26 protein-coding genes are annotated in these 22,243 nt (G+C 66.7%); 19 read left to right on the forward strand and 7 right to left on the reverse strand.

Features of this window, described 5'->3' with window-relative positions; all coding sequences use genetic code 11:
- The first annotated feature begins 12 nt into the window (after positions 1 to 12).
- On the forward strand, positions 13 to 1,200 hold the full coding sequence (locus QEP15_RS10640; RefSeq protein ID WP_280148761.1) for a GGDEF domain-containing protein: 1,188 nt from the start codon (positions 13 to 15) through the stop codon (positions 1,198 to 1,200).
- A gap of 1 nt (position 1,201) precedes the next feature.
- Here QEP15_RS10640 and smpB read toward each other — a convergent pair whose 3' ends face one another.
- Positions 1,202 to 1,675, reverse strand: a complete 474-nt coding sequence (gene smpB / locus QEP15_RS10645; RefSeq protein ID WP_062841367.1) for an SsrA-binding protein SmpB — start codon at positions 1,673 to 1,675, stop codon at positions 1,202 to 1,204.
- Positions 1,676 to 1,924: 249 nt separating this feature from the next.
- Here smpB and QEP15_RS10650 point away from each other — a divergent pair, with 249 nt between their 5' ends.
- The 7 genes from QEP15_RS10650 to QEP15_RS10680 all read left to right on the forward strand — a co-directional run bounded on the left by QEP15_RS10650 (position 1,925) and on the right by QEP15_RS10680 (position 7,454).
- Positions 1,925 to 2,359, forward strand: a complete 435-nt coding sequence (locus QEP15_RS10650) for a type II toxin-antitoxin system RatA family toxin (RefSeq protein WP_056316825.1) — start codon at positions 1,925 to 1,927, stop codon at positions 2,357 to 2,359.
- Positions 2,349 to 2,696, forward strand: coding sequence for an RnfH family protein (locus tag QEP15_RS10655; RefSeq protein WP_152384203.1), 348 nt, complete (start codon positions 2,349 to 2,351; stop codon positions 2,694 to 2,696). Before QEP15_RS10650 ends, QEP15_RS10655 begins: the two co-directional genes overlap by 11 nt.
- A 248-nt stretch (positions 2,697 to 2,944) precedes the next feature.
- Positions 2,945 to 4,099, forward strand: a complete 1,155-nt coding sequence (locus QEP15_RS10660; RefSeq protein WP_152384204.1) for an acyl-CoA dehydrogenase family protein — start codon at positions 2,945 to 2,947, stop codon at positions 4,097 to 4,099.
- Positions 4,096 to 5,271, forward strand: a complete 1,176-nt coding sequence (locus QEP15_RS10665; RefSeq protein WP_152384205.1) for an enoyl-CoA hydratase/isomerase family protein — start codon at positions 4,096 to 4,098, stop codon at positions 5,269 to 5,271. Before QEP15_RS10660 ends, QEP15_RS10665 begins: the two co-directional genes overlap by 4 nt.
- A gap of 89 nt (positions 5,272 to 5,360) precedes the next feature.
- Entirely contained in the window at positions 5,361 to 6,251 is an 891-nt protein-coding gene (gene mmsB, locus QEP15_RS10670; RefSeq protein WP_152384206.1) for a 3-hydroxyisobutyrate dehydrogenase, read from the forward strand.
- A gap of 70 nt (positions 6,252 to 6,321) precedes the next feature.
- On the forward strand, positions 6,322 to 6,690 hold the full coding sequence (locus QEP15_RS10675) for a PaaI family thioesterase (RefSeq protein WP_175157246.1): 369 nt from the start codon (positions 6,322 to 6,324) through the stop codon (positions 6,688 to 6,690).
- Positions 6,691 to 6,764: 74 nt separating this feature from the next.
- Positions 6,765 to 7,454: a VIT1/CCC1 transporter family protein gene (locus tag QEP15_RS10680; protein WP_280148762.1), complete on the forward strand. Its 690-nt coding sequence runs from the start codon at positions 6,765 to 6,767 to the stop codon at positions 7,452 to 7,454.
- A gap of 54 nt (positions 7,455 to 7,508) precedes the next feature.
- Here the strand turns inward: QEP15_RS10680 and ygfZ are convergent, their stop codons facing one another.
- Complete coding sequence (gene ygfZ, locus QEP15_RS10685) at positions 7,509 to 8,507, reverse strand: CAF17-like 4Fe-4S cluster assembly/insertion protein YgfZ (RefSeq protein WP_280148763.1); 999 nt, start codon at positions 8,505 to 8,507, stop codon at positions 7,509 to 7,511.
- A gap of 160 nt (positions 8,508 to 8,667) precedes the next feature.
- Between ygfZ and mltG the strand changes: the two genes are divergently transcribed.
- From mltG to QEP15_RS10740, 11 genes are all read left to right on the forward strand, one after another.
- Entirely contained in the window at positions 8,668 to 9,759 is a 1,092-nt protein-coding gene (gene mltG, locus QEP15_RS10690) for an endolytic transglycosylase MltG (protein ID WP_376750971.1), read from the forward strand.
- Entirely contained in the window at positions 9,756 to 10,379 is a 624-nt protein-coding gene (gene tmk, locus QEP15_RS10695) for a dTMP kinase (RefSeq protein ID WP_152384210.1), read from the forward strand. The genes mltG and tmk overlap by 4 nt, the downstream gene beginning before the upstream one ends.
- The gene (holB, locus tag QEP15_RS10700; RefSeq protein WP_056316853.1) at positions 10,376 to 11,425 is read left to right on the forward strand and encodes a DNA polymerase III subunit delta'; all 1,050 of its coding nucleotides are present in this window, start codon (positions 10,376 to 10,378) and stop codon (positions 11,423 to 11,425) included. Before tmk ends, holB begins: the two co-directional genes overlap by 4 nt.
- A gap of 66 nt (positions 11,426 to 11,491) precedes the next feature.
- A complete protein-coding gene (locus QEP15_RS10705; protein ID WP_152384211.1) occupies positions 11,492 to 12,262 on the forward strand; it encodes a TatD family hydrolase in 771 nt (256 codons plus the stop codon).
- Positions 12,263 to 12,300: 38 nt separating this feature from the next.
- Positions 12,301 to 13,182 (forward strand): ankyrin repeat domain-containing protein, encoded by an 882-nt coding sequence (locus QEP15_RS10710; protein WP_175157230.1) that lies wholly within the window; start codon positions 12,301 to 12,303, stop codon positions 13,180 to 13,182.
- A gap of 204 nt (positions 13,183 to 13,386) precedes the next feature.
- A complete protein-coding gene (locus QEP15_RS10715) occupies positions 13,387 to 14,127 on the forward strand; it encodes an IclR family transcriptional regulator (RefSeq protein ID WP_142055671.1) in 741 nt (246 codons plus the stop codon).
- 55 nt (positions 14,128 to 14,182) lie between these two features.
- Entirely contained in the window at positions 14,183 to 14,926 is a 744-nt protein-coding gene (locus QEP15_RS10720) for a transporter substrate-binding domain-containing protein (RefSeq protein WP_056316864.1), read from the forward strand.
- Positions 14,923 to 15,591, forward strand: a complete 669-nt coding sequence (locus QEP15_RS10725; RefSeq protein WP_056316867.1) for an amino acid ABC transporter permease — start codon at positions 14,923 to 14,925, stop codon at positions 15,589 to 15,591. The genes QEP15_RS10720 and QEP15_RS10725 overlap by 4 nt, the downstream gene beginning before the upstream one ends.
- A complete protein-coding gene (locus QEP15_RS10730) occupies positions 15,588 to 16,376 on the forward strand; it encodes an amino acid ABC transporter ATP-binding protein (RefSeq protein WP_056316871.1) in 789 nt (262 codons plus the stop codon). The genes QEP15_RS10725 and QEP15_RS10730 overlap by 4 nt, the downstream gene beginning before the upstream one ends.
- A complete protein-coding gene (gene hutG / locus QEP15_RS10735) occupies positions 16,373 to 17,320 on the forward strand; it encodes a formimidoylglutamase (RefSeq protein ID WP_175157231.1) in 948 nt (315 codons plus the stop codon). The genes QEP15_RS10730 and hutG overlap by 4 nt, the downstream gene beginning before the upstream one ends.
- Before the next feature lie 323 nt (positions 17,321 to 17,643).
- Positions 17,644 to 18,933, forward strand: coding sequence for a Glu/Leu/Phe/Val family dehydrogenase (locus QEP15_RS10740; RefSeq protein ID WP_152384214.1), 1,290 nt, complete (start codon positions 17,644 to 17,646; stop codon positions 18,931 to 18,933).
- Positions 18,934 to 19,068: 135 nt separating this feature from the next.
- Here the strand turns inward: QEP15_RS10740 and QEP15_RS10745 are convergent, their stop codons facing one another.
- The 5 genes from QEP15_RS10745 to QEP15_RS10765 are packed head-to-tail and all read right to left on the reverse strand — an operon-like array spanning position 19,069 to position 22,186.
- On the reverse strand, positions 19,069 to 19,887 hold the full coding sequence (locus QEP15_RS10745; RefSeq protein WP_152384215.1) for an RsiV family protein: 819 nt from the start codon (positions 19,885 to 19,887) through the stop codon (positions 19,069 to 19,071).
- A gap of 30 nt (positions 19,888 to 19,917) precedes the next feature.
- Complete coding sequence (locus QEP15_RS10750) at positions 19,918 to 20,694, reverse strand: lipoate--protein ligase family protein (protein WP_152384216.1); 777 nt, start codon at positions 20,692 to 20,694, stop codon at positions 19,918 to 19,920.
- Positions 20,691 to 20,966, reverse strand: coding sequence for a lipoate-protein ligase small subunit (gene lplB / locus QEP15_RS10755; protein ID WP_056318682.1), 276 nt, complete (start codon positions 20,964 to 20,966; stop codon positions 20,691 to 20,693). Before lplB ends, QEP15_RS10750 begins: the two co-directional genes overlap by 4 nt.
- Before the next feature lie 36 nt (positions 20,967 to 21,002).
- The gene (locus QEP15_RS10760) at positions 21,003 to 21,467 is read right to left on the reverse strand and encodes a GNAT family N-acetyltransferase (protein ID WP_152384217.1); all 465 of its coding nucleotides are present in this window, start codon (positions 21,465 to 21,467) and stop codon (positions 21,003 to 21,005) included.
- 17 nt (positions 21,468 to 21,484) lie between these two features.
- Positions 21,485 to 22,186 carry a glutathione S-transferase N-terminal domain-containing protein gene (locus QEP15_RS10765; RefSeq protein ID WP_062841352.1) on the reverse strand — a complete coding sequence of 234 codons (702 nt, stop codon included), beginning with the start codon at positions 22,184 to 22,186 and terminating at the stop codon, positions 21,485 to 21,487.
- Positions 22,187 to 22,243: the final 57 nt, after the last annotated feature.

Here is a 22,243-nt window from a genome sequence, read left to right on the forward strand (position 1 = left end):
GGCGCGCCGCCCATGATCGCTCCCGTTAATTTGCTTCTGATAGCAGCGCTGGCGGGAGTGCTTTCGCTGTGCGTGCTGGGATCCCTGGCGCGCAGCGGCATGTCCGGCATCCGCGAGACCATACGCGCCAACCTGCTCACGCTGTTGGCGTTTTCTACATTTGCGCTGCAGAACACCGAGACGCCGCTCTGGGCGTCCATCCTAGTTCCGAACGCGGCGATCGCGCTGGCCCTTTGTGCGTATTACGCGGGCGTGCGCCGGTTGCTCGGTCTTGCGGTGCCCCGGCATCTCATGACCCTGGGCTGCCTGGCGGCGCTGTCGGTCGTGGCCACCTACACCTACGTGGACTGGCAGGTGAGTCCGCGCATCGTCGCGATGTCGCTGCTGCAAATGGGCTTCATGCTGGCCGTGGCCATCGTCGTCCAGCGCAACATGCCCAAGCATCGCTCGCGCTACGCCTACCGTTTCGTGTGGGCGGTGACGCTGATCTCCGCCGTGGTCTGCGCGCTTCGCGCCGGGGTCTACCTGGCGGGGCTGGACACGGTGGCCGCCTTTCTTGAACCCACGCTGTGGGGCGTTGCGTTCCTGACGTTGGGCGTGTTGATCATGCCGTGCCTGACGCTGGGAACCATCATGATCATCCACGACCGCATGCTGGCCGACCGCGAACAAGAGGCCAACACCGACTTCCTGACGGGTCTGATGTCTCGCAAGGCGTGGTGGCTGCAGGCCGAACGGTATTGCGCCCAGGCCCTGCGCATGCGCCGTCCGCTGACCTTGCTGCTATTGGACATCGACCACTTCAAGCGCATCAACGACACGCATGGCCATGCGGCCGGCGATGCGGTGCTGCGCCATTTCGGCTTGCTGGCGACCGCGACACTACGAACCGGCGATCACGTGGGACGGGTGGGGGGCGAGGAATTCTGCGTGCTGTTTGCGGACATGCGCAGCGACGCGGTGCTGGAGGTGGCCGAGCGCCTGCTGGATTCGGTGCGGCGCACGCCTTGCGCGCACGGGGGCAGCACGATTTCGTATACGTTCAGCGCGGGCGTCGAGGACTGGATCCCAGGCGAAAACCTGCAGGTGCTGTTCGAACGGGCCGACCGCAAACTCTATGCGGCCAAATCGGCGGGGCGCAACCGCGTGGTGGGCCCCGGCCACGAGGCCGAGCGCCCGGCGCTGCCGGTGGCCGCCTGAATCAATCGTCCTTGCCGCGGCGCGGGGCGCGGGTGTCGTGCTTCATGATGCGTTCCTTTTCGCGCGCCCAGTCCTTCTCGCGCGCGGTGTCGCGCTTGTCGAACAGCTTCTTGCCGCGGCCCAGCGCGAAATCCAGCTTGATGCGGCCGTTCTTGTAGTGCAGGTTCAGCGGCACGAGCGTATAGCCGCGCTGCTCGACCTTGCCGATGAGCTTGCTGATTTCCTCGGCCTTGAGCAGCAGCTTGCGCGTGCGCATGGCGTCGGGGTGGATGTGCGTGGAGGCCGTGGGCAGGGGGCTGACGTGCATGCCAAGCAGGAACAGTTCGCCATCGCGCACGATGACGTAGCTTTCCTTGAGCTGCACGCGGCCGTCGCGGATCGCCTTGACTTCCCAGCCTTGCAGGACAAGGCCGGCTTCAAAGCGGTCTTCGATGAAATAGTCGTGCGTGGCCTTGCGATTGTCGATAATGCTCATAAAGCCTTCTTGCTGGGGGATTCTGCGAATCCGGCGGATTGCGGGTTGTTGCGGGCGGCGATTGCTCGGTATCCTGACGGCTGTCTTTTGCCGCTGTTTTGTTTACTGCGCAGGCCGCTGCACCACTTTGGCCGCAGTTTTGTTCACTGCGCAGTTTTGTTCACTGTTTTGGCCGCAGTTTCGGCCCATTCAAGCCCACAAAGCGCTGTGCCGGTAAAATCTTGCCATTCTAGCCATTTGCGATAGTCGATGCACAAAGTACAACGATCCGTCCTGGTGCCTTACAGCGCCGCCCAGATGTTCGACCTGGTTGCCGACGTGGAGAAGTACCCCGAGTTCATGCCGTGGTGTGGCGGCGCCGAGGTGCAGACCCGCGACGAACACGGCATGCAGGCCTCCATACTGATTTCCTTCGCGGGGATGAAGCAGCGCTTCACGACCCGCAATACCCACGTCTACCCCGAGCGGATCGACCTGGAGCTGGTGGATGGTCCGTTCTCCAGCCTCGTTGGTCATTGGGTGTTCCAGCCGCTGGCCGAAGACGCGTGCAAGGTCCTGTTCACCATGGAGTACGCGTTCTCGAACCGGCCGCTCGAAATGGTCGTGGGCCCGGTCTTCAACCGCATTGCGACCAGCTTCATCGATTCCTTCACCAAGCGCGCGCAGGCCAAGTATGGCGAGTGAAGGGTCCGCGGGCGGGCAGATCGGCGTCATCGTCTGCTACGCCTTGCCCGGCCACGCCTGGCAGCGCGACGTGCGCTTGCCGGACGGCGCGACCGTCGAGGACGCGTTGGCGGCCAGCGGTTTTGCGCAGGCATTTCCTGTCGTCAAGCCGTGGGAAGCGGGCGTGGGCATCTTCGGCCGCGCCACCGAACCCAAGGCGCGCCTGGCCGACGGAGACCGCGTGGAAATCTATCGCGGCCTGAGCTTCGACCCGAAGGAGTCGCGCCGCCGCCGCGCCGAGCATCGCCGGGCCAAGACGGCCCGCAACGGGCGCATCCGGCCGGCAGGGCTGCTGTAACGGCGAACTGACGGCACCCTGGCCCGGCGCCCCGCACGCCACCGTCGACATCCGCCGGTGGCGTTTTGCTTTCGGCCCGTCCCCGCACATTGTCGTCAATAAGACAAAGCGCCCGGCCGCTTCGGGCGTAACATTGAGCCGGATTCCCGCTTACGTTTACGTCAACGTCATGTCAAAATCGACGGGCTGGCGTTCACGAGACGGCAGCAACGCCACGAGACAATACCGACTACAACAGGAGACAGGCTGTGGACTTGGAACTGACCGACGAGCAGCGCGCGTTCGCGCAGGCCGCCCGCGACTACGCTGAGGGCGAACTGGCTCCCCACGCCGCGCGCTGGGACGCCGAGGGCATCTTCCCGCGTGACGCCTTTGCCCGGGCGGGCGAGATGGGTTTCTGCGCGATCTACGCCAGCGAGGACATCGGCGGGCTGGGCCTGCCGCGTCTGGACGCCACGCTGGTGTTCGAGGAAATGGCGGCGGTGGATCCGTCCACCACGGCGTTCCTGACCATACACAACATGGCGACCTGGATGGTCGGCAAGTGGGGCCAGCCGGCCTTGCGGCAAGCCTGGGGACCCTTGCTCGCCAGCGGTGAAAAGCTGGCCTCTTATTGCCTGACCGAGCCCGGCGCGGGCTCCGACGCGGCATCGCTGTCCACGCGCGCGCAGCGCGATGGCGACAGCTACATCGTCAACGGCGCCAAAGCCTTCATCTCCGGCGGCGGCGACACCGACCTGCTGGTCGTGATGGCCCGCACCGGCGGCGAGGGGGCCGCGGGCATCAGCGCCTTTGCGATCCCCGCAGACAGCGAAGGCATCGGCTATGGCCGCAAGGAAGAGAAGATGGGCTGGAACAGCCAGTCCACGCGTCCCATCACCTTTGAGAACGTCCGCGTGCCGGCCGCCAACATGCTGGGCGTGGAGGGCGAGGGCTTCAAGATCGCCATGAAGGGCCTGGATGGCGGCCGGATCAACATCGGCACGTGCTCGGTGGGCGCAGCGCAGGGCGCGCTGGACGCCGCCCGCCGCTACATGGACGAGCGCCGCCAGTTCAACCGCCGGCTGGCGGAATTCCAGGCCCTGCAGTTCAAGCTGGCCGACATGGCGACGCACCTGGTGGCGGCGCGCCAGATGGTTCGGCTGGCCGCCTGCAAGCTGGATGCCGGCGCGCCCGATGCGTCCACCTACTGCGCGATGGCCAAGCGTTTCGCCACCGACATGGGCTTTCAGATATGCCTGGACGCGCAACAGATCCATGGTGGTTATGGTTACCTGAAAGACTATCCCTTGGAGCGTTTGGTGCGCGATACTCGCGTTCATCAGATTCTGGAGGGCACCAACGAGATCATGCGCGTGATCATTGCCCGCCAATTGTTGGAAAAAGGAGCCGACATAAGATGAATGCACCGGTGTTGTTCGAAGAAAGATCCGCCGCCAATGGAATGCGTTTCGGCATTGCGACGCTGAATGCGCCGCAAACGCTGAACGGCCTGTCGCTCGAGATGGTTGACCTGTTGGCGGATCGCCTGGACGCCTGGGCGCGTGATCCTGGTGTTGCGCTGGTGGTGCTGCAGGGCGCGGGCGACAAGGCGTTCTGCGCCGGCGGCGACCTGCACGGCCTGTATCGCAGCATGACTGAGAACACGGGCAAGCCCAGCTGGAGTAACACTTACGCGCGCACCTTCTTCGAACGCGAGTACCGGCTGGACTATCGCATCCACACATATCCGAAGCCCGTTCTGTGCTGGGGCCATGGCATCGTCATGGGCGGCGGCATCGGCCTGATGATGGGCGCGAGCCACCGCGTCGTCAGCGAGACCTCGCGCCTGGCCATGCCGGAAGTGTCGATCGGCCTGTTCCCGGACGTGGGCGGCAGCTGGCTGCTGAACCGCATGCCGGGCCGCAGCGGCGTCTTTTTGGCGCTGACGGGCGCGCAACTGAACACGTCCGACGCCTTCTTTGCCGGGCTGGCGGATTTCCGCCTGAACAGCGCGGATTGGCCGGCGCTGCTGGCGTCGCTGGAGCAGCAGCCGTGGGCCGGCCAGGCCGCGGATGCGGCCGAGGACGCGATTCCCCCGCGCTCGATCAACGACGGCCTGCTGCGCCGCGCGCTGACCGCGCTGGAACCGCCCACGCCGCTCGAACCCGGGCCGCTGCGCCAGCACTCGTTCGTCGTCAACAACCTGTGCAACGGCAACCGGCTGGACGACATCTACGAAGAGCTGTCCTTCCTGAAGGACCACGAAGACCCCTGGCTCTCGCGCGCGGCCAAGACGATGCTGGCGGGCTCGCCGGGATCGGTGCGCCTGGCGTTTGCCTTGCAGCAGCGCACGCGCCTGCGGTCGCTGGACGACGTGTTTCGCGTCGAGTACATCGCCGCGCTGGCGTGCACGGCGCATGGCGACTTTGCCGAAGGCATCCGCGCGCTGCTGGTCGACAAGGACAAGAACCCGCGCTGGAATCCCGCCGTCATCGACATGGCGACCGACGCCTGGGTGCAGAAATTCTTTGAAGAACCCTGGCCCGAGGGCGAGCCGCATCCGCTTGCCGACCTGGGCCAGGAAGGGCGCTGATCCGCCGGCCGGCCCGCCAGCCGGCCGATCCGCCACGCAGGTCACGATGAATCCATACCTACAGCAATAGCAACAGGAGACAAGACATCATGAGCAGCATCGCGTTTATCGGTTTGGGCAACATGGGCGCGCCCATGGCATTGAATCTGGTCAAGGCTGGCCACAGCCTGAAGGTGTTCGATCTGGTGCCGGCGGCCATCAAGCTGCTGACCGATGCTGGCGCGACGGCGGCCGCGTCCGCGTCGGAAGCGGTCCAGGGTGCGGAGGTCGTGATCTCGATGCTGCCGGCCAGCAAGCACGTCGAGGGCCTGTACCTTGACCAGGACCTGCTGGGCAAGATTTCCTCGAGCGCGCTGGTCATCGAATGCAGCACCATTGCGCCGGATTCGGCGCGCAAGGTGGCCCAGGCGGCCGAGGCGCGCGGCATCGCCATGATCGATGCGCCGGTGTCGGGCGGCACGGGTGGCGCGGCCGCGGGCACGCTGACCTTCATCGTGGGCGGCGCGGCCGCCTCGCTGGAGCGCGCGCGGCCCGTGCTGGAAAAGATGGGCAAGAACCTCTTTCACGCGGGGCCGGCCGGGGCGGGACAGGTCGCCAAGATTTGCAACAACATGCTGCTGGGCATCCTGATGGCAGGCACGTCCGAGGCGCTGGCGCTGGGCGTGGCGAACGGCCTGGATCCCAAGGTGCTGTCGGACATCATCGCCAAGAGCTCGGGCCGCAACTGGGCGACCGAACTCTACAACCCGTGGCCGGGCGTGATGGAGCATGCGCCGGCCTCCAAGGGCTATGCCGGCGGGTTCGGCGTGGACCTGATGCTCAAGGACCTGGGACTGGCCGCCGAGGCCGCGCTGTCGGCGCGGGCGTCCATTCCGTTGGGCGAACTGGCGCGCAACCTGTATTCGCTGCACAGCGCGGGCGGTTCGGGCAAGCTGGACTTTTCCAGCATCGTCAATCTGGTCAAGCGCGAGCAGGACTGACGTGCCGCACGTCAACGTCTCGGAAGACCCGGCCGCGCGGGTCCAGGCCAGCTTCGATCAGCAGAGCATCATGGCGCTGCTGGGCGCGCGGCTGCACAGCGTCGAGCCGGGCAGGGTGGAGATCGTCCTGCCCTACCGGGAGGACCTCTGCCAGCAGAACGGCTTTCTGCACGCGGGCATTTCCACCACCATTGCGGACAGTGCGGGCGGCTATGCGGCCTACACGCTGTTCGGACCGGGCGAGGATGTGCTGACGTCCGAATTCAAGATGAACTTTCTGGCGCCCGCCAAAGGCGACCGGTTCGTCGCGACCGGCCGCGTGGTCAAGCCGGGCAAGCGTCTTTCGGTCTGCCAGGTGGAGATGTTTGCGCACGACGGCGAACAAGCCACGCTGTGCGTGATAGGCTTGCTCACCGCGGTGCGCGTGACGCCGCGATGAACGCTGCCGGGGCATGCCGGGGCCATCGCCCCGCATGCCCGGCGCCCGTCACGCGTTGCATGGGTTTTCCAGCAATGCCAGCAAAAGAACACCACAGAATTTTCCGCAGCAACTGGCTGCGCGCCGCAGTGCTGGGCGCCAACGACGGTATCGTCTCCACGGCCAGCCTCATCACCGGCGTCGCGGCTGCCCAAGCCTCGCACGGCGCCATTCTCACTTCCGGACTGGCCGGCCTGGTGGCCGGCGCGCTGTCCATGGCGGCGGGCGAGTACGTGTCCGTGCGCACGCAGGCCGACACCGAAGCCGCGGACCTGCGGCTTGAACAGCGCTCGCTCAAGCGCAACTCCGGCGAAGAACTGGCGGAACTGGTCGACATCTACGTCGATCGCGGGCTGACCCGCGACTTGGCCGAGCAGGTGGCGCGCCAGCTCACCAGCCATGATGCGCTGGATGCGCACGCCCGCGACGAGCTGGGCATTTCGCTGCACAATCGCGCGCGGCCGGTCCAGGCGGCGTTGGCGTCGGCGGCGTCGTTTGCCGGCGGGGCCGCCGTGCCGCTCGCCGTGGCGGCGGTATCGCCCGGACCGCCCCTGATCATGTGGGTGATCGGCGCATCGGTCTGTTGTCTGGCGGCGCTGGGCACCATGGCAGCAAAGGCGGGCGGTGCGCCAAAGTTGCCCGCCGCGCTGCGCGTCACGGTGCTGGGCGCGGTGGCCATGGCGGTGACGGCGGGCGTGGGGGCGCTGTTCGGCGTGGCGGTCTGAAGACGAACACCAGATTCGTGCGCGCCACGATTGGCGCGCACGGGTGCAGCAGGGTCAGGGATTGATGGCGTAGGGCAGGGGGGCGGGCGCGATGCGCGGACCGTCGGCGCTGGCCAGACGCAGATCGCCCTCGGGCAGTGCGGCCAGGGTGGTTTCGAACAGCACCGACACCACGCCGGCATCGCTGGCGGCCTGCACCACGCGGCCAATGGCCTCGCCCGGTTGCGTGGCATCGAACACGTCCACCCCTGTCAGCGCCGGGCCCTGCAGGCTGACGTCGGCAACGGTGCCGAACGCCATGCGCCGCTTGACGGTGCCGCGGTAGTGGCTGCGCGCCACCACTTCCTGCCCGGGATAACAGCCCTTGGTGAAGCTGACCCCCTGGATCAGGTCCAGGTTGACCGTCTGCGGAATGAAGACGTCCTGCGTGGCCGCGGCAATCCAGGGGATGCCAGCCGCCAGGTCTGCCGACTGCCATTGCTGCGCCGAGGCCAGGCCCAGGGCCTGGGTCAGCGCGGCGGACTGTGCCAACTGCTCGTCAGAGGCAATCCACCACCAGCGCAGGCGGTCGTCGGCCGACGGCGCGACGATCCAGGTGCCGGACGGCAGGTCGGCGCGCTGCCACGTGGCGCGCGGCAGGGTGCCCGCCACCGCTTCCAGCGCGGCAGCCTGTCCCGGAGTGGCCTGCACGCCGGCCACGTGCAGCGGCGCGGCGGCCAGCTTGGCCTTGGCCCGCAGGACGAACATGGACAGGCGCTTGATCAGTGCTTGGGACAGGTCCTGGCGGACCAAGCCGTAGAACTGGGGGGCGTCGTCGGTATCGCCGGCGCCGCGCCACATGACCATCGTGGCCAGCAGACGGCCCTTGGCGGTGCAATAGCCGGCCAATCGCGCGGCGTCTTGGGGCAGGCCCGTGACGTCCTGCGTGAGCTGGCCGTGCAGGAAGGACAGGGCGTCGGCGCCCGAAGCGGTGAAGACCGCCAGATCTTCCAGCGGAGCGCATTGCGCGCAACCTTCGGCGCGGACAGGAATCGAAGCGTAATAGGCGTGCATGGCGGCGGGAGTTATCGCGTCATCAAAGTGCTGATGATAGCCGTGTTCCGGGGCTGGCCCGGGCATGTCCCCGATGCGCAAAGGGGCGCGCCGCGCGATCCGGCCCCGGTTGTGTCACGGCTGCGGCCCGCGATCCATTAAACTTCCGACACTTATGAAGATGCGACTCCGAAATTTCGTCCTGTGGTTCCTGTTGCTCATCGTCCTGGCCGTGGGCGGCGCGGTGGGCGCCGCCTATACCTGGATGCACCGCCCGATGGCGCTGTCGTCCGACAAGATCGACTTTGTGGTGGATCCGGGCAGCAGCCCGCGCACCGTCGCGCGCGCGCTCAATGCCGCCGGCGTGCCGATGTGGGAACCGGGTTTCGTGTGGATGGCGCGCCTGTCCGAGCGCGACAAGCTGATGAAGGCGGGCGGCTACCAGGCGCTCAATGGCGACACGCCCTGGCTGCTGCTCGAACGCCTGGCCCGCGGCGACATGACGCAGCGCCAGATCACCTTTCTGGAAGGCTGGACCTATCGCCAGATCCGCCAGGCGCTGCGCGAGAACCCCGACGTCAAGCAGACGCTGGGCGATGTCAGCGATGAAGAACTGATGGAGCGGCTGGGATCGACCATCAAACACCCGGAAGGCCTGTTCTTTCCGGATACCTACGTCTTCACGCCCGGCAGCACGGATTTCGACCTGCTGCGCCGCGCCTACCAGGAAGGGCAGCGCATCCTGAACGACACCTGGGACAAGCGCCAGCCGGACGTGGCGGTGTCCACGCCCTATGAAGCACTGGTGCTCGCCTCCATCATCGAAAAGGAAACCGGACATGGCCCGGAGCGCCGGCGCGTGTCGGGCGTGTTCACCAACCGGCTGAAGATCGGGATGCTGCTGCAGACCGATCCCACGGTGATCTACGGCATGGGCGAGGCCTACCAGGGCCGCATCCGCAAGCGCGACCTGCAGACCGACACGCCCTGGAATACTTACACGCGTCCGGGCCTGCCGCCCACGCCGATTGCCGCACCCGGCCGGGCGGCCTTGCTGGCCGCCGTGCAGCCCGAGCAGCACAAGTTTCTTTATTTCGTGTCCCGGGGCAACGGCACCAGCGAGTTCTCGGCCAACCTGTCCGAACACAACCGCAACGTGGCCCGCTACATTCTTGGTCAGCGGTCCAACCCCACACCCACGCCTGCGCCCACCCCCGCGCCGGCGGCCTCGGCAGCGCCCGAACCCGAATCAGCACAAGGACAAGATCAATGACCTCACGCGGACGTTTCATTACGCTGGAGGGCGTGGACGGCGCGGGCAAGAGCACGCACACCGTCTGGATCGCGGATTTCCTGCGCGCGCAGGGCCTTGAGGTCGTGTCCACCCGCGAGCCCGGCGGCACGCCGCTGGGCGAGAAGCTGCGCGCGTTGGTCCTGAACGATCCGATGGGGCTGGATACGGAAACCCTGCTGATGTTCGCAGCGCGATGCGAACATTCGCGCCAGGTGATCGAGCCTGCGCTGGCGCGCGGCGCGTGGGTCGTCTGCGACCGCTATACCGACGCCAGCTACGCCTACCAGGGCGGCGGCCGCGGCCTGGGCGCCGAGCGCGTGGCGGTTCTGGAAGCCTGGATGCATGCCGGCCGGCCGGACCGCACCTGGCTCTTCGACGTGCCGCTGGAAGTCGCCCGGGCGCGCCTGGCAGACGCGCGCGAACCCGATCGATTCGAGCGCGAGGGCGCGGCATTCTTCGAGCGCACCCGCGAGGCCTACCATGCCCGCGCAAAGGCCGATCCGGACCGCATCCGTGTCGTCGATTCGACGCGCGCCATCCCCGAGATCCGCGCCGACCTGGAAGCCGGCCTGCGCGAGCTGTTGGCCATTCCCGCATGAGCGCGCCCCAGTTTCACCCCTGGCAGATGGACACGGCCCGCGCCTGGCTGGGCAATCGCGACCGCTTTGCGCATGCCTGGCTGGTGCATGGGCTGGCCGGCATCGGCAAGCTTGATTTCGCCATCGCGGCGGCGGCCAGCCTGCTGTGCGAAACGCCTGAAAACGGGCTGGCCTGCGGCCACTGCGCCGCCTGCGCGTGGTTCGCCAGCGGCAACCATCCCGACCTGCGCCGCATCCGTCCCGAGGCAGTGGCCGTGGAAGAGGGCGCGGACGCCGCCGAACAGGCCGAAGACGCCGAGCCGGCGACAGGCGCCGCCAAGCGCGCGCCGTCCAAGGAAATCCGCATCGACCAGATCCGTTCGCTGGAGTCCTGGTTCAACACCGCCACGCACCGCGGCGGCTGGCGCGTGGCGTTGCTGTACCCGGCCCATGCGCTCAATGTCGTGTCGTCCAACGCCTTGCTCAAGGTGCTGGAAGAACCGCCTCCCCATACGGTATTCCTGCTGGTCGCGGACGCGCCGGACCGGTTGCTGCCCACGCTCGTGTCGCGCTGCCGCCGCTTGCCGCTGCCCGCGCCTGATGCGGATACGGCGTTGCAGTGGCTGCGCGACCAGAACGTCGAGCCCGCGCGCGAATGGCTGGCCGCGGCGGGGGGCGCGCCGCTGGCGGCGCTGCGCCTGGCGCAATCCGGCGAATCCGCCTGTCCGGCGTGGCTGGGCCAGCTGGTCAACCCGCTGGCCAAGGGGCAGACGCCCGACGTGGGCACGCTGGCCGAAGCGCTGGAGAAAGTGGCCGCGCCAGAATGGATCGATGCCCTGCAACGGCTGTACACGGATCTGATGCTGGCCAGCGCCGGCGCGCCGGTGCGCTATTTTCCGTCGCTGGCGGCCGGTGTGGCGCAGGTGGCCGCCCGCATGCATCCTGCCCGCGTGGCCGAGGCCGCCCGCTGGCTGACGCGCCAGCGCGCGCTGGCCACGCACCCCTTGAACGCCAAGCTGTTCGCCCACGCCACCCTGCAGCGCGTGGTGCTATCCTGCCAGGCGTAAGTCCTTGATCCGGCGGCGCTTTGCTTCGCTTCGCGACGCGCCCCGGCTCGCAACACCACACTCACCATGTACGTCGATTCCCACTGTCATCTGAATTTCCCCGAGCTTGCCAACGATCTGCCGGCCATTCTTGACCGCATGACGGCCAATCAGGTCACGCACGCGCTCGTCGTCAGCGTCAACATGCCGGAATGGCCCGGGCTGATGTCGCTGGTCGAGCCGCAGCCCCGCCTGTGGGCCTCGGTGGGCGTGCACCCCGACTACGAGGACACGCCGGACCCGACGCCCGAGGAATTGGTGCGGCTGGCAGAACACCCAAAGGTCGTGGCCATCGGCGAAACCGGGCTGGACTACTACCGTCTGTCCGAACCGCTGGATTGGCAGCGCGAACGTTTCCGCCGCCATATCCGCGCCGCGCGTGACGCCGGCCTGCCGCTCATCGTGCATACGCGATCGTCCGCCGAGGACACCGTGCGCATGCTGCGCGAGGAAAAGGCGGCCGAGGCGGGCGGCGTGATGCACTGCTTCACCGAGACGTGGGAAGTGGCGCAGGCCGCGCTGGACCAGAACTTCTACATTTCGCTGTCGGGCATCGTGACGTTCAAGAATGCGCAGATCGTGCATGAAGTGGCCGCCAAGGTCCCGCTGGACCGGCTGCTGATCGAAACCGATTCGCCCTACCTGGCCCCGGTGCCGTTTCGCGGCAAGCTCAACGATCCGTCCAAGGTGATCCATGTGGCCGAAAAGATCGCGGACCTGCGCGGCATCACGGCAGCTGAGGTCGCCCACGCTTCCACCGACAATTTCTTCAAGCTTTTCAGCAAGGTGAAGAAATAGGTCGGCCCGATTTTTTGAATCTGCATCCTAGGACAGCCATGGCCATCCGCATTGCCTCCGCTCACAAAGCCCTTCTGACGTGCAGCCGCGCCGGCCTGCTTGCGCTGGCCATCGGTCTGGCCGCGCCGACCGTGCAAGCGGCCAATCCGGGCGACTGGTGGGTCTACGTCGCCAACGATTACCCCGACGACATCCGCGATCTGCTCGCACAAGGGTCGGATCCCAACGTGCGCTACAAGAATGGACAGCCGGCCATCATGCGCGCGGTCGTGGACAACGCCTGGAAGGTGTTTGACGTGCTCGCCGCGGACAAGCGCACCGACGTCAATGCCGAGAACCCGGCGGGCGAGACGCCGCTGATGTACCTGGCCATCGCCGGCCAGACCGAGCGCGCCAAGAAGCTGATCGCGCGTGGCGCGCAGGTCAACCGCCTGGGATGGACGCCGCTGCATTACGCCGCCTCCAAGGGGCAGATGGAAATGGCGCGCCTGCTGCTCGCGAACAAGGCGATGGTCAACGCGCCGGCGCCCAATGGCGAGACGCCGCTCATGATGGCGGCGCTGTCTGGCCGCAAACCCATGGTCGAATTGCTGATCCGGGCCGGGGCCGACGTCACCACGCAGGACACGAAGGGGCAGGATGCGGCCGCGTGGGCGGCCACGGGCAAATCGGAATCGCTGGCCGCCGAGCTGACGGCCATGGCCCAGAAGGAAGCGGACGCCAAGCGCAAACGCCGCGCGTCGGCGCAAGGGGCGCCGCAGGAGGCGGGCGCCGCTGGCACGGGCGCGGGGCAACCCGCCGAGGCGCCAGCGCCGGTCCCGGCACCCGCGCCGGCCGCCGCCGCGCCGGCAACTGGCGGCGGTGTTAAGGGTGTCTCCGGCGTCGGGCTGTCGGATTACGAGAAGCCGCCTGCGCCCTGATCCTCGGTCTCGTCCGTGATCTGCCCCGCGGTCTGACCCAACCGCCGCAGACGCCGCCAATGCACGAAACCCGCCTCCCGGCGGGTTTTTTTGCGTCCGGATTTCGGGGTTTTCCCTTGTGATTCTCATTGGATGGGAAAAAATAGAAGCGAAACCGCCACAAATTGATAATCTCGCGTCCATATTGCTGGGAGTTGAGTCGTTATGTCGGAAACGTCTGTCGGGGCGGGCGCGGATCGCGTCCTGTATGTGCTGGCCACCTTGGCCCGGCACGACGGCCCGCTCAGCATTGCCGCGCTGGCCGACAAGACGGGCCTGGCGCAAAGCACGCTGTACCGGCAGATTGCGCTCCTCAAGCGCTGGGGATTCGTCGCCGAACACGACGGCGAGTACGGACCCGGGCCGCTGTGCGTGCAGCTTGCATGGGGCTTTGACCAGTCGTCTTTCCTGATTCATGAGGCGCAGCCCGACATGGCTGCGCTTGCCGCATCGTCCGGCGAAACCATCGGACTGCTTGTCGCCGTGAAGGACCAGGCTGTGTGCCTGGACATGGTCGAAAGCCAGCATCCGCTGCGCTGCTCGTTCACCAAGGGCCGCGGACTGCCGCTGGCGCGGGGCGCGTCGGCCAAGTCGCTGCTGGCGTTCATGCCGCAGGCCCGGCTGCAGGCGGCACTTGCCTACCTGGCCAACGAAGCCGCCGTGGATGCCGACCGGCTGGCGAGCGAGCTGGAGGCCATTCGCGACCAGGGCTATGCCGTGACCGACAGCGAAGTCGACGCCGGCGTTTGGGGCGTCAGCGTGCCGATCTTCCAGCGGCCCAACCAGGCCGTGGCCTCGATCACGCTGATGGCGCCGTCCACCCGCGCCGCGCAGCATCCCGACGCGCTGATCGACATGACCTTGGCAGCCGCCCGCCGCATCTCCGAACGCCTGAAGGCCGCCTGACGCTGCATTGCACACCCTCTTACCTCCCGTCGTACCCACTTCCATAGGACCCACCATGATGAATCGCCGCACTCTGCTGTCCGCCGCTCTGTCCCTGAGCCTCGCCTGCGCCGCTGGCGCCGCGCACGCCCAGGAAACGATCCGCGCCGTCACCGACGCCACCTTCCCGCCGATGGAATTCGTCAAGGACGGCAAGCGCACCGGCTTTGACATCGAACTGGTCGAGGCGCTGGCCGGCGCGATGGGCAAGAAGGTCGAGTGGATCGACATCGACTTCAAGGGCCTGATTCCCGCGCTGCAAGCCGGCCGCGCCGACATCGCGGTGTCCGCCATCTACATCACGCCCGAGCGCAGCAAGGTCGTCGACTTCACCGACCCGTACTACGCGGGCGGTCTGGTGGTCCTGACCAAGGCCGACGGTCCCATCAAGACGCTCAAGGACCTGGAAGGCCGCAAGGTGTCGGTGCAGGTCGGCACGAAGTCGGTGAACTACCTGAAGGAGCATTTCCCCAAGGTCCAGCGCGTGGAAGTCGAAAAGAACCAGGAGATGTTCAACCTGGTGCAGATCGGCCGCGCCGATGCCGCGGTGACGGGCAAGCCCGCCGCCAAGCTGTTCGCGCAAAGCACCAATGGCCTGACCGTGCTGAACGAGCAGATCACGACCGAGGACTACGGCATCGCCGTGCCCAAGAACAAGCCTGAGCTCACGCGCGACCTGAACGCCGCGCTGCAGAAGTTGAAGGCTGATGGCAGCTACCAGGCCATCGTCAACAAGTGGTTCGAGGCGCCCGCGAAATGAACCTGGATTTTTCTCCCGTCTTCGCCGACTTCGACGCGCTCTTGCGGGGCGCGGTGGTCACCATCGAGGTGACCGCCGGCGCCTTGCTGCTGGGCTGCGTGATGGGGCTGCTGGTCGGTATCGGCCGGCTCAACCCGCAGCGCCGCGTCATTTATCACCTGTGCAGCACCTATCTGCTCTTCTTTCGGGGCACGCCGCTGCTGGTGCAGCTTTTCATCTGGTTCTTCGGGCTGCCGCAGTTCGGCGTGACGCTGCCGGCGTTCGCCTGCGGCGTGCTGGGCCTGGGCATGTACTCCGGGGCCTACGTGTCGGAAATCGTGCGGGGCGCGATCCAGTCGGTGGATCGCGGCCAGACGGAGGCGGCGCGTTCGCTGGGCATGTCGTCCGGCCAGGCCATGCGCATCATCATCCTGCCGCAGGCAGTGGTGCGCATGATCCCGCCGCTGGGCAACGAGTTCATCGCACTGATCAAGAACTCTGCGCTGGTGTCGCTGTTGACCATTCACGATCTGATGCACGAAGGGCAGAAGATCATCAGCGTGTCTTACCGCTCGCTGGAAACCTACCTGGTGGTGGCATTGATCTATCTGGCCCTGACCACGATCGCCATGGTGATTTTGCGCAAGATCGAACATCACCTGCGCGCTGGAGGAATGGTGCAATGAGCCTCGTCATCGAAGGGCAGGAAATGATCCGCATCCGCGGCCTGCATAAATCCTACGGCGATCACGCCGTCCTGCGCGGCATCGACTTCGATGTGCTGAAGTCGCAAGTGGTCGTGGTCATCGGACCCAGCGGGTCGGGCAAGAGCACCTTGCTGCGTTGCTGCAACGGCCTTGAGGTGGCGCAGCGCGGCACCGTGGACATCTGCGGCCAGACGTTGCAGGACAACGGCGCGCTGTTGCCGGAGGCCGAGCTGAACGCGTTGCGCACGCAGGTGGGCATGGTGTTCCAGGGCTTCAATCTGTTCCCGCACCTGTCGGTGCTGGACAACGTGACGGTCGGCCCGCGCACGCTGCTCGGCATGGGCCGCGAAGAGGCCAATGGGCTGGCCGCGGACCTTCTCAACAAGGTGGGCCTGTCGCAGAAAATGGCGGCCATGCCCGCCAGCCTGTCGGGCGGCCAGAAGCAGCGTGTGGCCATCGCACGCGCGCTCGCCATGCAGCCGCAGGTCATGCTGTTCGACGAGCCGACCTCGGCGCTGGACCCGGAATTGGTGGGCGAAGTGCTGCAGGTCATGAAGCTCTTGGCCCGCGAAGGCATGACCATGATGGTCGTGACCCACGAAATGGGCTTTGCGCGCGACGTGGCCGATGTGGTGGCCGTGATGGACGGCGGCGTGATCCTGGAGTCCGGTCCGCCGGACGTGATCTTCACCCAACCGCGCGAGGCCCGCACCCGCGAGTTCCTGCAGGCGGTGCTGAGCGCGAGTCCGGGGGCGGCAGCATGAACGCATCGCAACTGGACAAGAGCGTGTGGAAGGCGCGCGACGACAGCGCCGAGCAGGGCGACACCCGCCGGCTGGCGCATATCGTCGAGCCCGAAGCGGGGCAGGGCGAAATGGGCGAAGCCGTGCTGCTGGGCTTTGCCTGCGATGCGGGCGTGGCGCGCAACCAGGGGCGCGTGGGCGCGGCCGCGGGGCCGGCCGGTATCCGCAAGTACCTGGCCGGCCTGCCGGCGCACGGTCTGACGCGCCTGCTGGATGCCGGCGACGTCGAATGCCACGGCGACAAGCTGGAGGACGCACAGGAGCGCCTGGGCTTGCGTCTGGCCGAACTGATGGGCCGGGGCGCCCGGCCTGTCGTGCTGGGCGGCGGGCATGAGATCGCCTGGGGCAGTTTCCAGGGGTTGGCCCGCTGGCTGGATGCGCGCGGCGACGCCGGCGCCGTGCTGGTCCTGAACCTGGACGCGCACTTCGATCTGCGTACGGGCCGTCCCGGCAGTTCTGGGACGCCGTTCGACCAGATTGCGGCAGACAGCGAGGCGCGCGGGCGCGAACTGCAGTACGCCTGCCTGGGCGTCTCGCGGCTGGCCAATACGCCCGCCCTGTACGCCCGCGCCGCGGAAATCGGCGCCGTGTGGGTCGAGGACCGGGACATGCAGGAGCGTCATCTTGAGGCGCGGCTGGCCGACGTGGATGGGTTGCTGGCCAAGGCGCAGCACGTGTATCTGACGATCGACCTGGACGTGCTGCCCGCGGGGGTGATGCCGGGGGTGTCCGCGCCTGCGCCTTACGGGGTGCCGATGGCGGTGGTCGAGGAAATCGTTTTGCGGGTCAAGGCCAGCGGCAAGCTGCGGCTGGCCGACCTGGCGGAATTCAACCCCAAGTTCGACGTCGACGGCCATGGCGCGCGGGCGGCGGCGCGTCTGGCCTGGCAGTTGTTGTCGGCGTGATTCGGAAGCGGTGTCTGACACCCTTGTTGCGATGGTGCAGGCTGTAAGACCGTCTCGCCAGGGTGTCAGACACCGGGCAGTTGGGGCAGATGCAGGGCGGATCCTCTTTGCGAGGGCCGCCCTTTTTTATCGGCCGTGGCGTCCCGCGCAGGCTGGACGCGCCCGGTTTCGCGGCTTAGGATAGGTGCAGCTTCCGGCCCCGCCTGCGACCCGTTCGGTATCCGCAACATGAATACGTCCCTATTTAAAAAATTTAGACTTTAAATAGGGACGGTATTGGTTTCGTGGATAAAATGGCGCAACTTTGTCAGGAGAGCATGCTCATGTCTCAAACTCCCACCCATGCCTTGCCGTCGTATCTGAATGCCGAGGACCTCGGCCCTTGGGGTAATTACCTGCAACAAGTCGACCGGGTCACGCCGTACCTCGGTTCCCTGAGCCGGTGGGTCGAGACGCTGAAGCGTCCGAAGCGCTCGCTGATCGTCGATGTGCCGATCGAACTGGACAACGGCACCATCGCCCACTTCGAGGGCTACCGCGTGCAGCACAACGTGTCGCGCGGCCCGGGCAAGGGCGGGGTGCGTTTCCACCAGGACGTCACGCTGTCCGAGGTGATGGCGCTGGCGGCCTGGATGTCGGTCAAGAACGCTGCGGTCAACCTGCCGTACGGCGGCGCCAAGGGCGGCATCCGTGTCGATCCGCGCAAGCTCTCCGCGTCGGAACTCGAACGCATGACCCGCCGCTACACCAGCGAGATCGGCGTCATCATCGGACCGTCCAAGGACATTCCCGCACCTGACGTGAACACCAACGCCCAGACGATGGCCTGGATGATGGACACGTACTCCATGAACGAAGGCGCCACCGCCACGGGCGTGGTCACGGGCAAGCCGATCGCGCTGGGCGGCAGCCTGGGCCGCGTCGAAGCCACGGGCCGCGGCGTGTTCGTCGTGGCGTGCGAAGCCGCGCGTGACAGGAACATCGATGTGGCCGGCGCACGCGTTGTCGTGCAAGGCTTTGGCAACGTGGGCGGCACCGCCGCCCGCCTGTTCCACGAGGCCGGCGCCAAGGTCATCGCCGCGCAGGACCACACCGGCACCGTGCACAACCCAGCCGGCCTGGACGTGCACAAGCTGCTGTCGCATGTGTCGCAAACCGGCGGCGTGGGCGGCTTCTCGGGCGGCCAGGCGCTGGACAAGGCCGAATTCTGGACGCTGGAAACCGAGTTCCTGATCCCGGCAGCCCTGGAAAGCCAGATCACGGTCGACAACGCCGCCAAGGTGCGCGCCAAGATCGTCGTGGAAGGCGCCAACGGCCCGACCACGCCGGAAGCGGACGACATCCTTGCCGAGAACGGCGTGTACGTGGTGCCCGACGTGCTGGCCAACGCCGGCGGCGTGACGGTCAGCTACTTCGAGTGGGTGCAGGACTTCTCCAGCTTCTTCTGGAGCGAGGAAGAGATCAACCAGCGCCTCGAGCGCCTGATGCGCGAAGCCTATGCGTCGGTGGCGCAGGTGTCGCGCGAGCACAAGGTGACGCTGCGTACCGCCGCGTTCATCGTGGCTTGCACGCGCATCCTGCAGGCCCGCCAGGTGCGCGGCCTGTACCCGTAAAGACTGAATCGGCATGGCGCCTTCGCGGGCGCGATGCCGGAATCGCTCCGCAAGGGGCGATTCCTATTTGTGGTGATGAAAAATGCCGGGCAGATGCCCGGCATTTACACGTCAAGACCCAGGCCCGCAGTGCCTTCACGATGCCGGCAGCAGTTCCGGCTTCAGGATGCCGCGCAGATCCTGGTACGAAATCGTCAGTTCCGGCTCGCCGTGCGAATACGGCGCGATCGAGTAGGCGTCGTACTTGACCACGATGCCATCGCGCGTGATCGCGAAGTTGTCGCTTTCCTGGAAGGGCCACATCTTGTTGTAGGCAGCCGGGTCGCGCTTGGCATCCGGATTGCCCGTCAGCCATTTCGCGTGTGCGCGCTGCAACGCGGCGACGTATTCGGCGCGGCGTCCCGGGATCAGCGCTTCGTCCAGGCTCATGACGCGGCCGCGGCTGCGTTCCCAGTTCAGGTACTGGGTGGCCGGGATGCCGTGCGCGGCGCCGGTCAGGTACTGTTCCGTGTGCAGTTCGACGGCGACGATATCGCCCACCGTGTCCTTCACGCTGGCCTTGAAGTAGGTGGCGTCGCGCGGGCGCGCCGTGGACCAGAAATACTGCGTGTATTCCGACAGCGTCTCGTAAGGGCCGCGGCGATTGGCGTCGGTGCCGGTCATGTAGGCAAGCACGTGGTCCACCAGCGCGGTCAGTTTCGGGATGCCCGGAAACGCCACACTGTCGATTTCGATGCGCGGGCAGTCGCCTTCGCAGCCGGGCTTGCTGGCCGCCCATTTGATGCGTTCGGTGGACAGGTCGCCCATTTTTTCCGGCGTGGCCGAAGACGAGGCATCGGGCGTTGCCAGGGTGATGTTCGAGGGGGGCGTGCTGCCGCAGCCGGCCAGGGCCAGCAGGGCGGCGCCCAGGATCAGACCGCGTATCGCGCCAGCCGGCGTGAAGCTGCGATTCATGCAATTACCTCCAGAAAACGCAAGGCGCCGTCAGGGCACGACGCCTGTCCACTCGTCGCGGGAGAATTTTTCGTCCGCCTGCGCCTGTGCGCGCGCCAACGTTTCCGCGCCCACGCTACCCGGGGTCAGACGATGCAGCCCGGCAAAAGTTTCCACCATGCGGTCGATGATGACCTCGCGTGCCAGCCCGGTCTGCGTGCGTAGCGGATCGACGCGCTTCTTGGCGCTGGTTGTACCCTTGTCGGAAAGCTTCTCGCGCCCGATGCGCAGGACCTCGACCATCTTGTCGGCGTCGATATCGTAGGACATGGTGACGTGATGCAGCACGGCGCCGGCGCGGCGAGCCTGCGCGGCGCCACCGATCTTGCCGATGTCGGAGGCGATGTCATTGAGCGGCTGATACCAGGCCTTGATGCCCAGGCCCTGCAGCGCGGTCAGCACCCAGGCGTCCAGGAAGGCATACGACTCCTGGAAGCTCATGCCGTGGACCAGTGCCTGCGGCGCGCTCAGCGAATACGTAATGGAGTTGCCCGGCTCGATGAACATCGCGCCGCCGCCGCTCACGCGGCGCACCACTTCGATGCCGTGGCGCTTGGCGCCGTCCGGATCGACTTCGTTCTTCAGGGATTGAAAGCGGCCGATCACGACGGCCGGCGCGGACCATTCCCAGATGCGCAGGGTGGGCGGGCGCTGACCGGCGCCGACTTCGTCGGTGATGACGGCGTCCAGCGCCATGTGCAGCGCGGGCGGCTGCGGGCCTTCGTGGATCAGCTGCCAGTCGTAATCGTTCCAGTCGGTGCGGCTCATGCCAGCGCCCTCCGCAGCACCACGGCGATGGCTTCGGCGGAGAATCCGAACATCTCGGCGTCGGCCGGGAGGGCCGATTGCACGGCAACCGCCAGCTCCAGTTCGCCGGCGTCCGCGGGCATGCCGTTCAGGCCGCGGTTGATGGCTTCCAGCGCCTCGGGCGGTTCAAGGAAAAAGTCGCCGCTGATGCGCACGTCGGCCAGGCGGCCATCGCGCACTTCCAGATCCGCGACGACCAGCTTGCCGCCGGGGACTTTGTATTCGCCATGCAAAGGCATTGGGCGCTCCTTTCAAATCAGAATCAGACGTTACAGGCTGAGCTTCATGCCGTCATGGCTGGCCTTGAAACCCAGGCTTTCATAGAACCGGCGCGCATCGGGGCGCGCGCGGTCGGTGGTGAGCTGGACCAGTTCGCAGCCCTGGATCCGGCATTGCTCGATGGCCCATTCGAACATGGCGTGGCCCAGTCCCGCGCCGCGAAACGCCGAGGCGATGCGCACGCTTTCGATCTGGCCCCGCCACATACCCCGCCGCGACAGGCCGGGTATGAACGATAACTGGAAACAGCCCGCCAGTTGTGAATCCTGCTCAACCACGGCGAGGAATTGGTTGGAATCCTGCTCGATGGCCTCGAAGGCGGCAAGGTAGCGCGGGTTCAGCGGGACCGAGGCGTCCTCGCGGCCTGCGCCCAGGTCGTCATCGGCCAGCATGGCCACGATGGCGGGCAGATCGGCCGCGCGTGCGCGGCGAAAAACGCGTTGCGGGGCAGTCATGGCGTGCTCCTTCGCGGTCAGCGGGCGACGTTCTGGGCGGTCTGGCCGAACAGGATGCGGCGTGAGGCTTCGTCGTTGACCGACGGGGCGGTGTTGATGGTGTCGGCCAGCGCGTAGGCGCGTTGCGTCGCCGGACGCGCGCCGATGGCTTCGAACCAGCGCTTGAGGTGCGGAAATTCGTTCAGGTCCTGGCTTTGCTTGGCGTGCGGTACGATCCACGGATAGGCCGCCATGTCCGCGATGGAATAGTCGCCCGCGACGAACTCGCGGTCGGCCAGGCGCTTGTTCAGCACGCCGTACAGGCGATTGGTTTCCTTGACGTAGCGCTCGATCGCGTAGGTGATGCGTTCCTGCGCGTAGCCGGAAAAGTGGTGGTTCTGGCCGGCCATGGGACCCAGGCCGCCCATCTGCCAGAAGAGCCACTGCGACACTTCGGCGCGCCCGCGCACGTCGGCGGGCAGGAACTTGCCGGTCTTCTCGGCCAGGTATTGCAGGATGGCGCCGGATTCAAACAACGAGATCGGCGCACCGCCGTCGGCGGGCGCGTGGTCCACGATGGCGGGGATGCGGTTGTTGGGCGCGATGGCCAGGAATTCGGGCTTGAATTGGTCGCCGCGGCCGATGTTGACCGGGTGGATCTTGTAGGGCAGGCCAGTTTCTTCGAGGAACAGCGTGATCTTGTGGCCGTTGGGGGTCGTCCAGTAATAGAGATCGATCATGAGGGTGTCCTGTGTGTCATGGCGCCGCGGGCAAGCGCCCGCGGATGGAAGGGCCAT

Source organism: Achromobacter mucicolens (assembly GCF_029866465.1).
GTDB lineage: Bacteria > Pseudomonadota > Gammaproteobacteria > Burkholderiales > Burkholderiaceae_B > Achromobacter > Achromobacter mucicolens.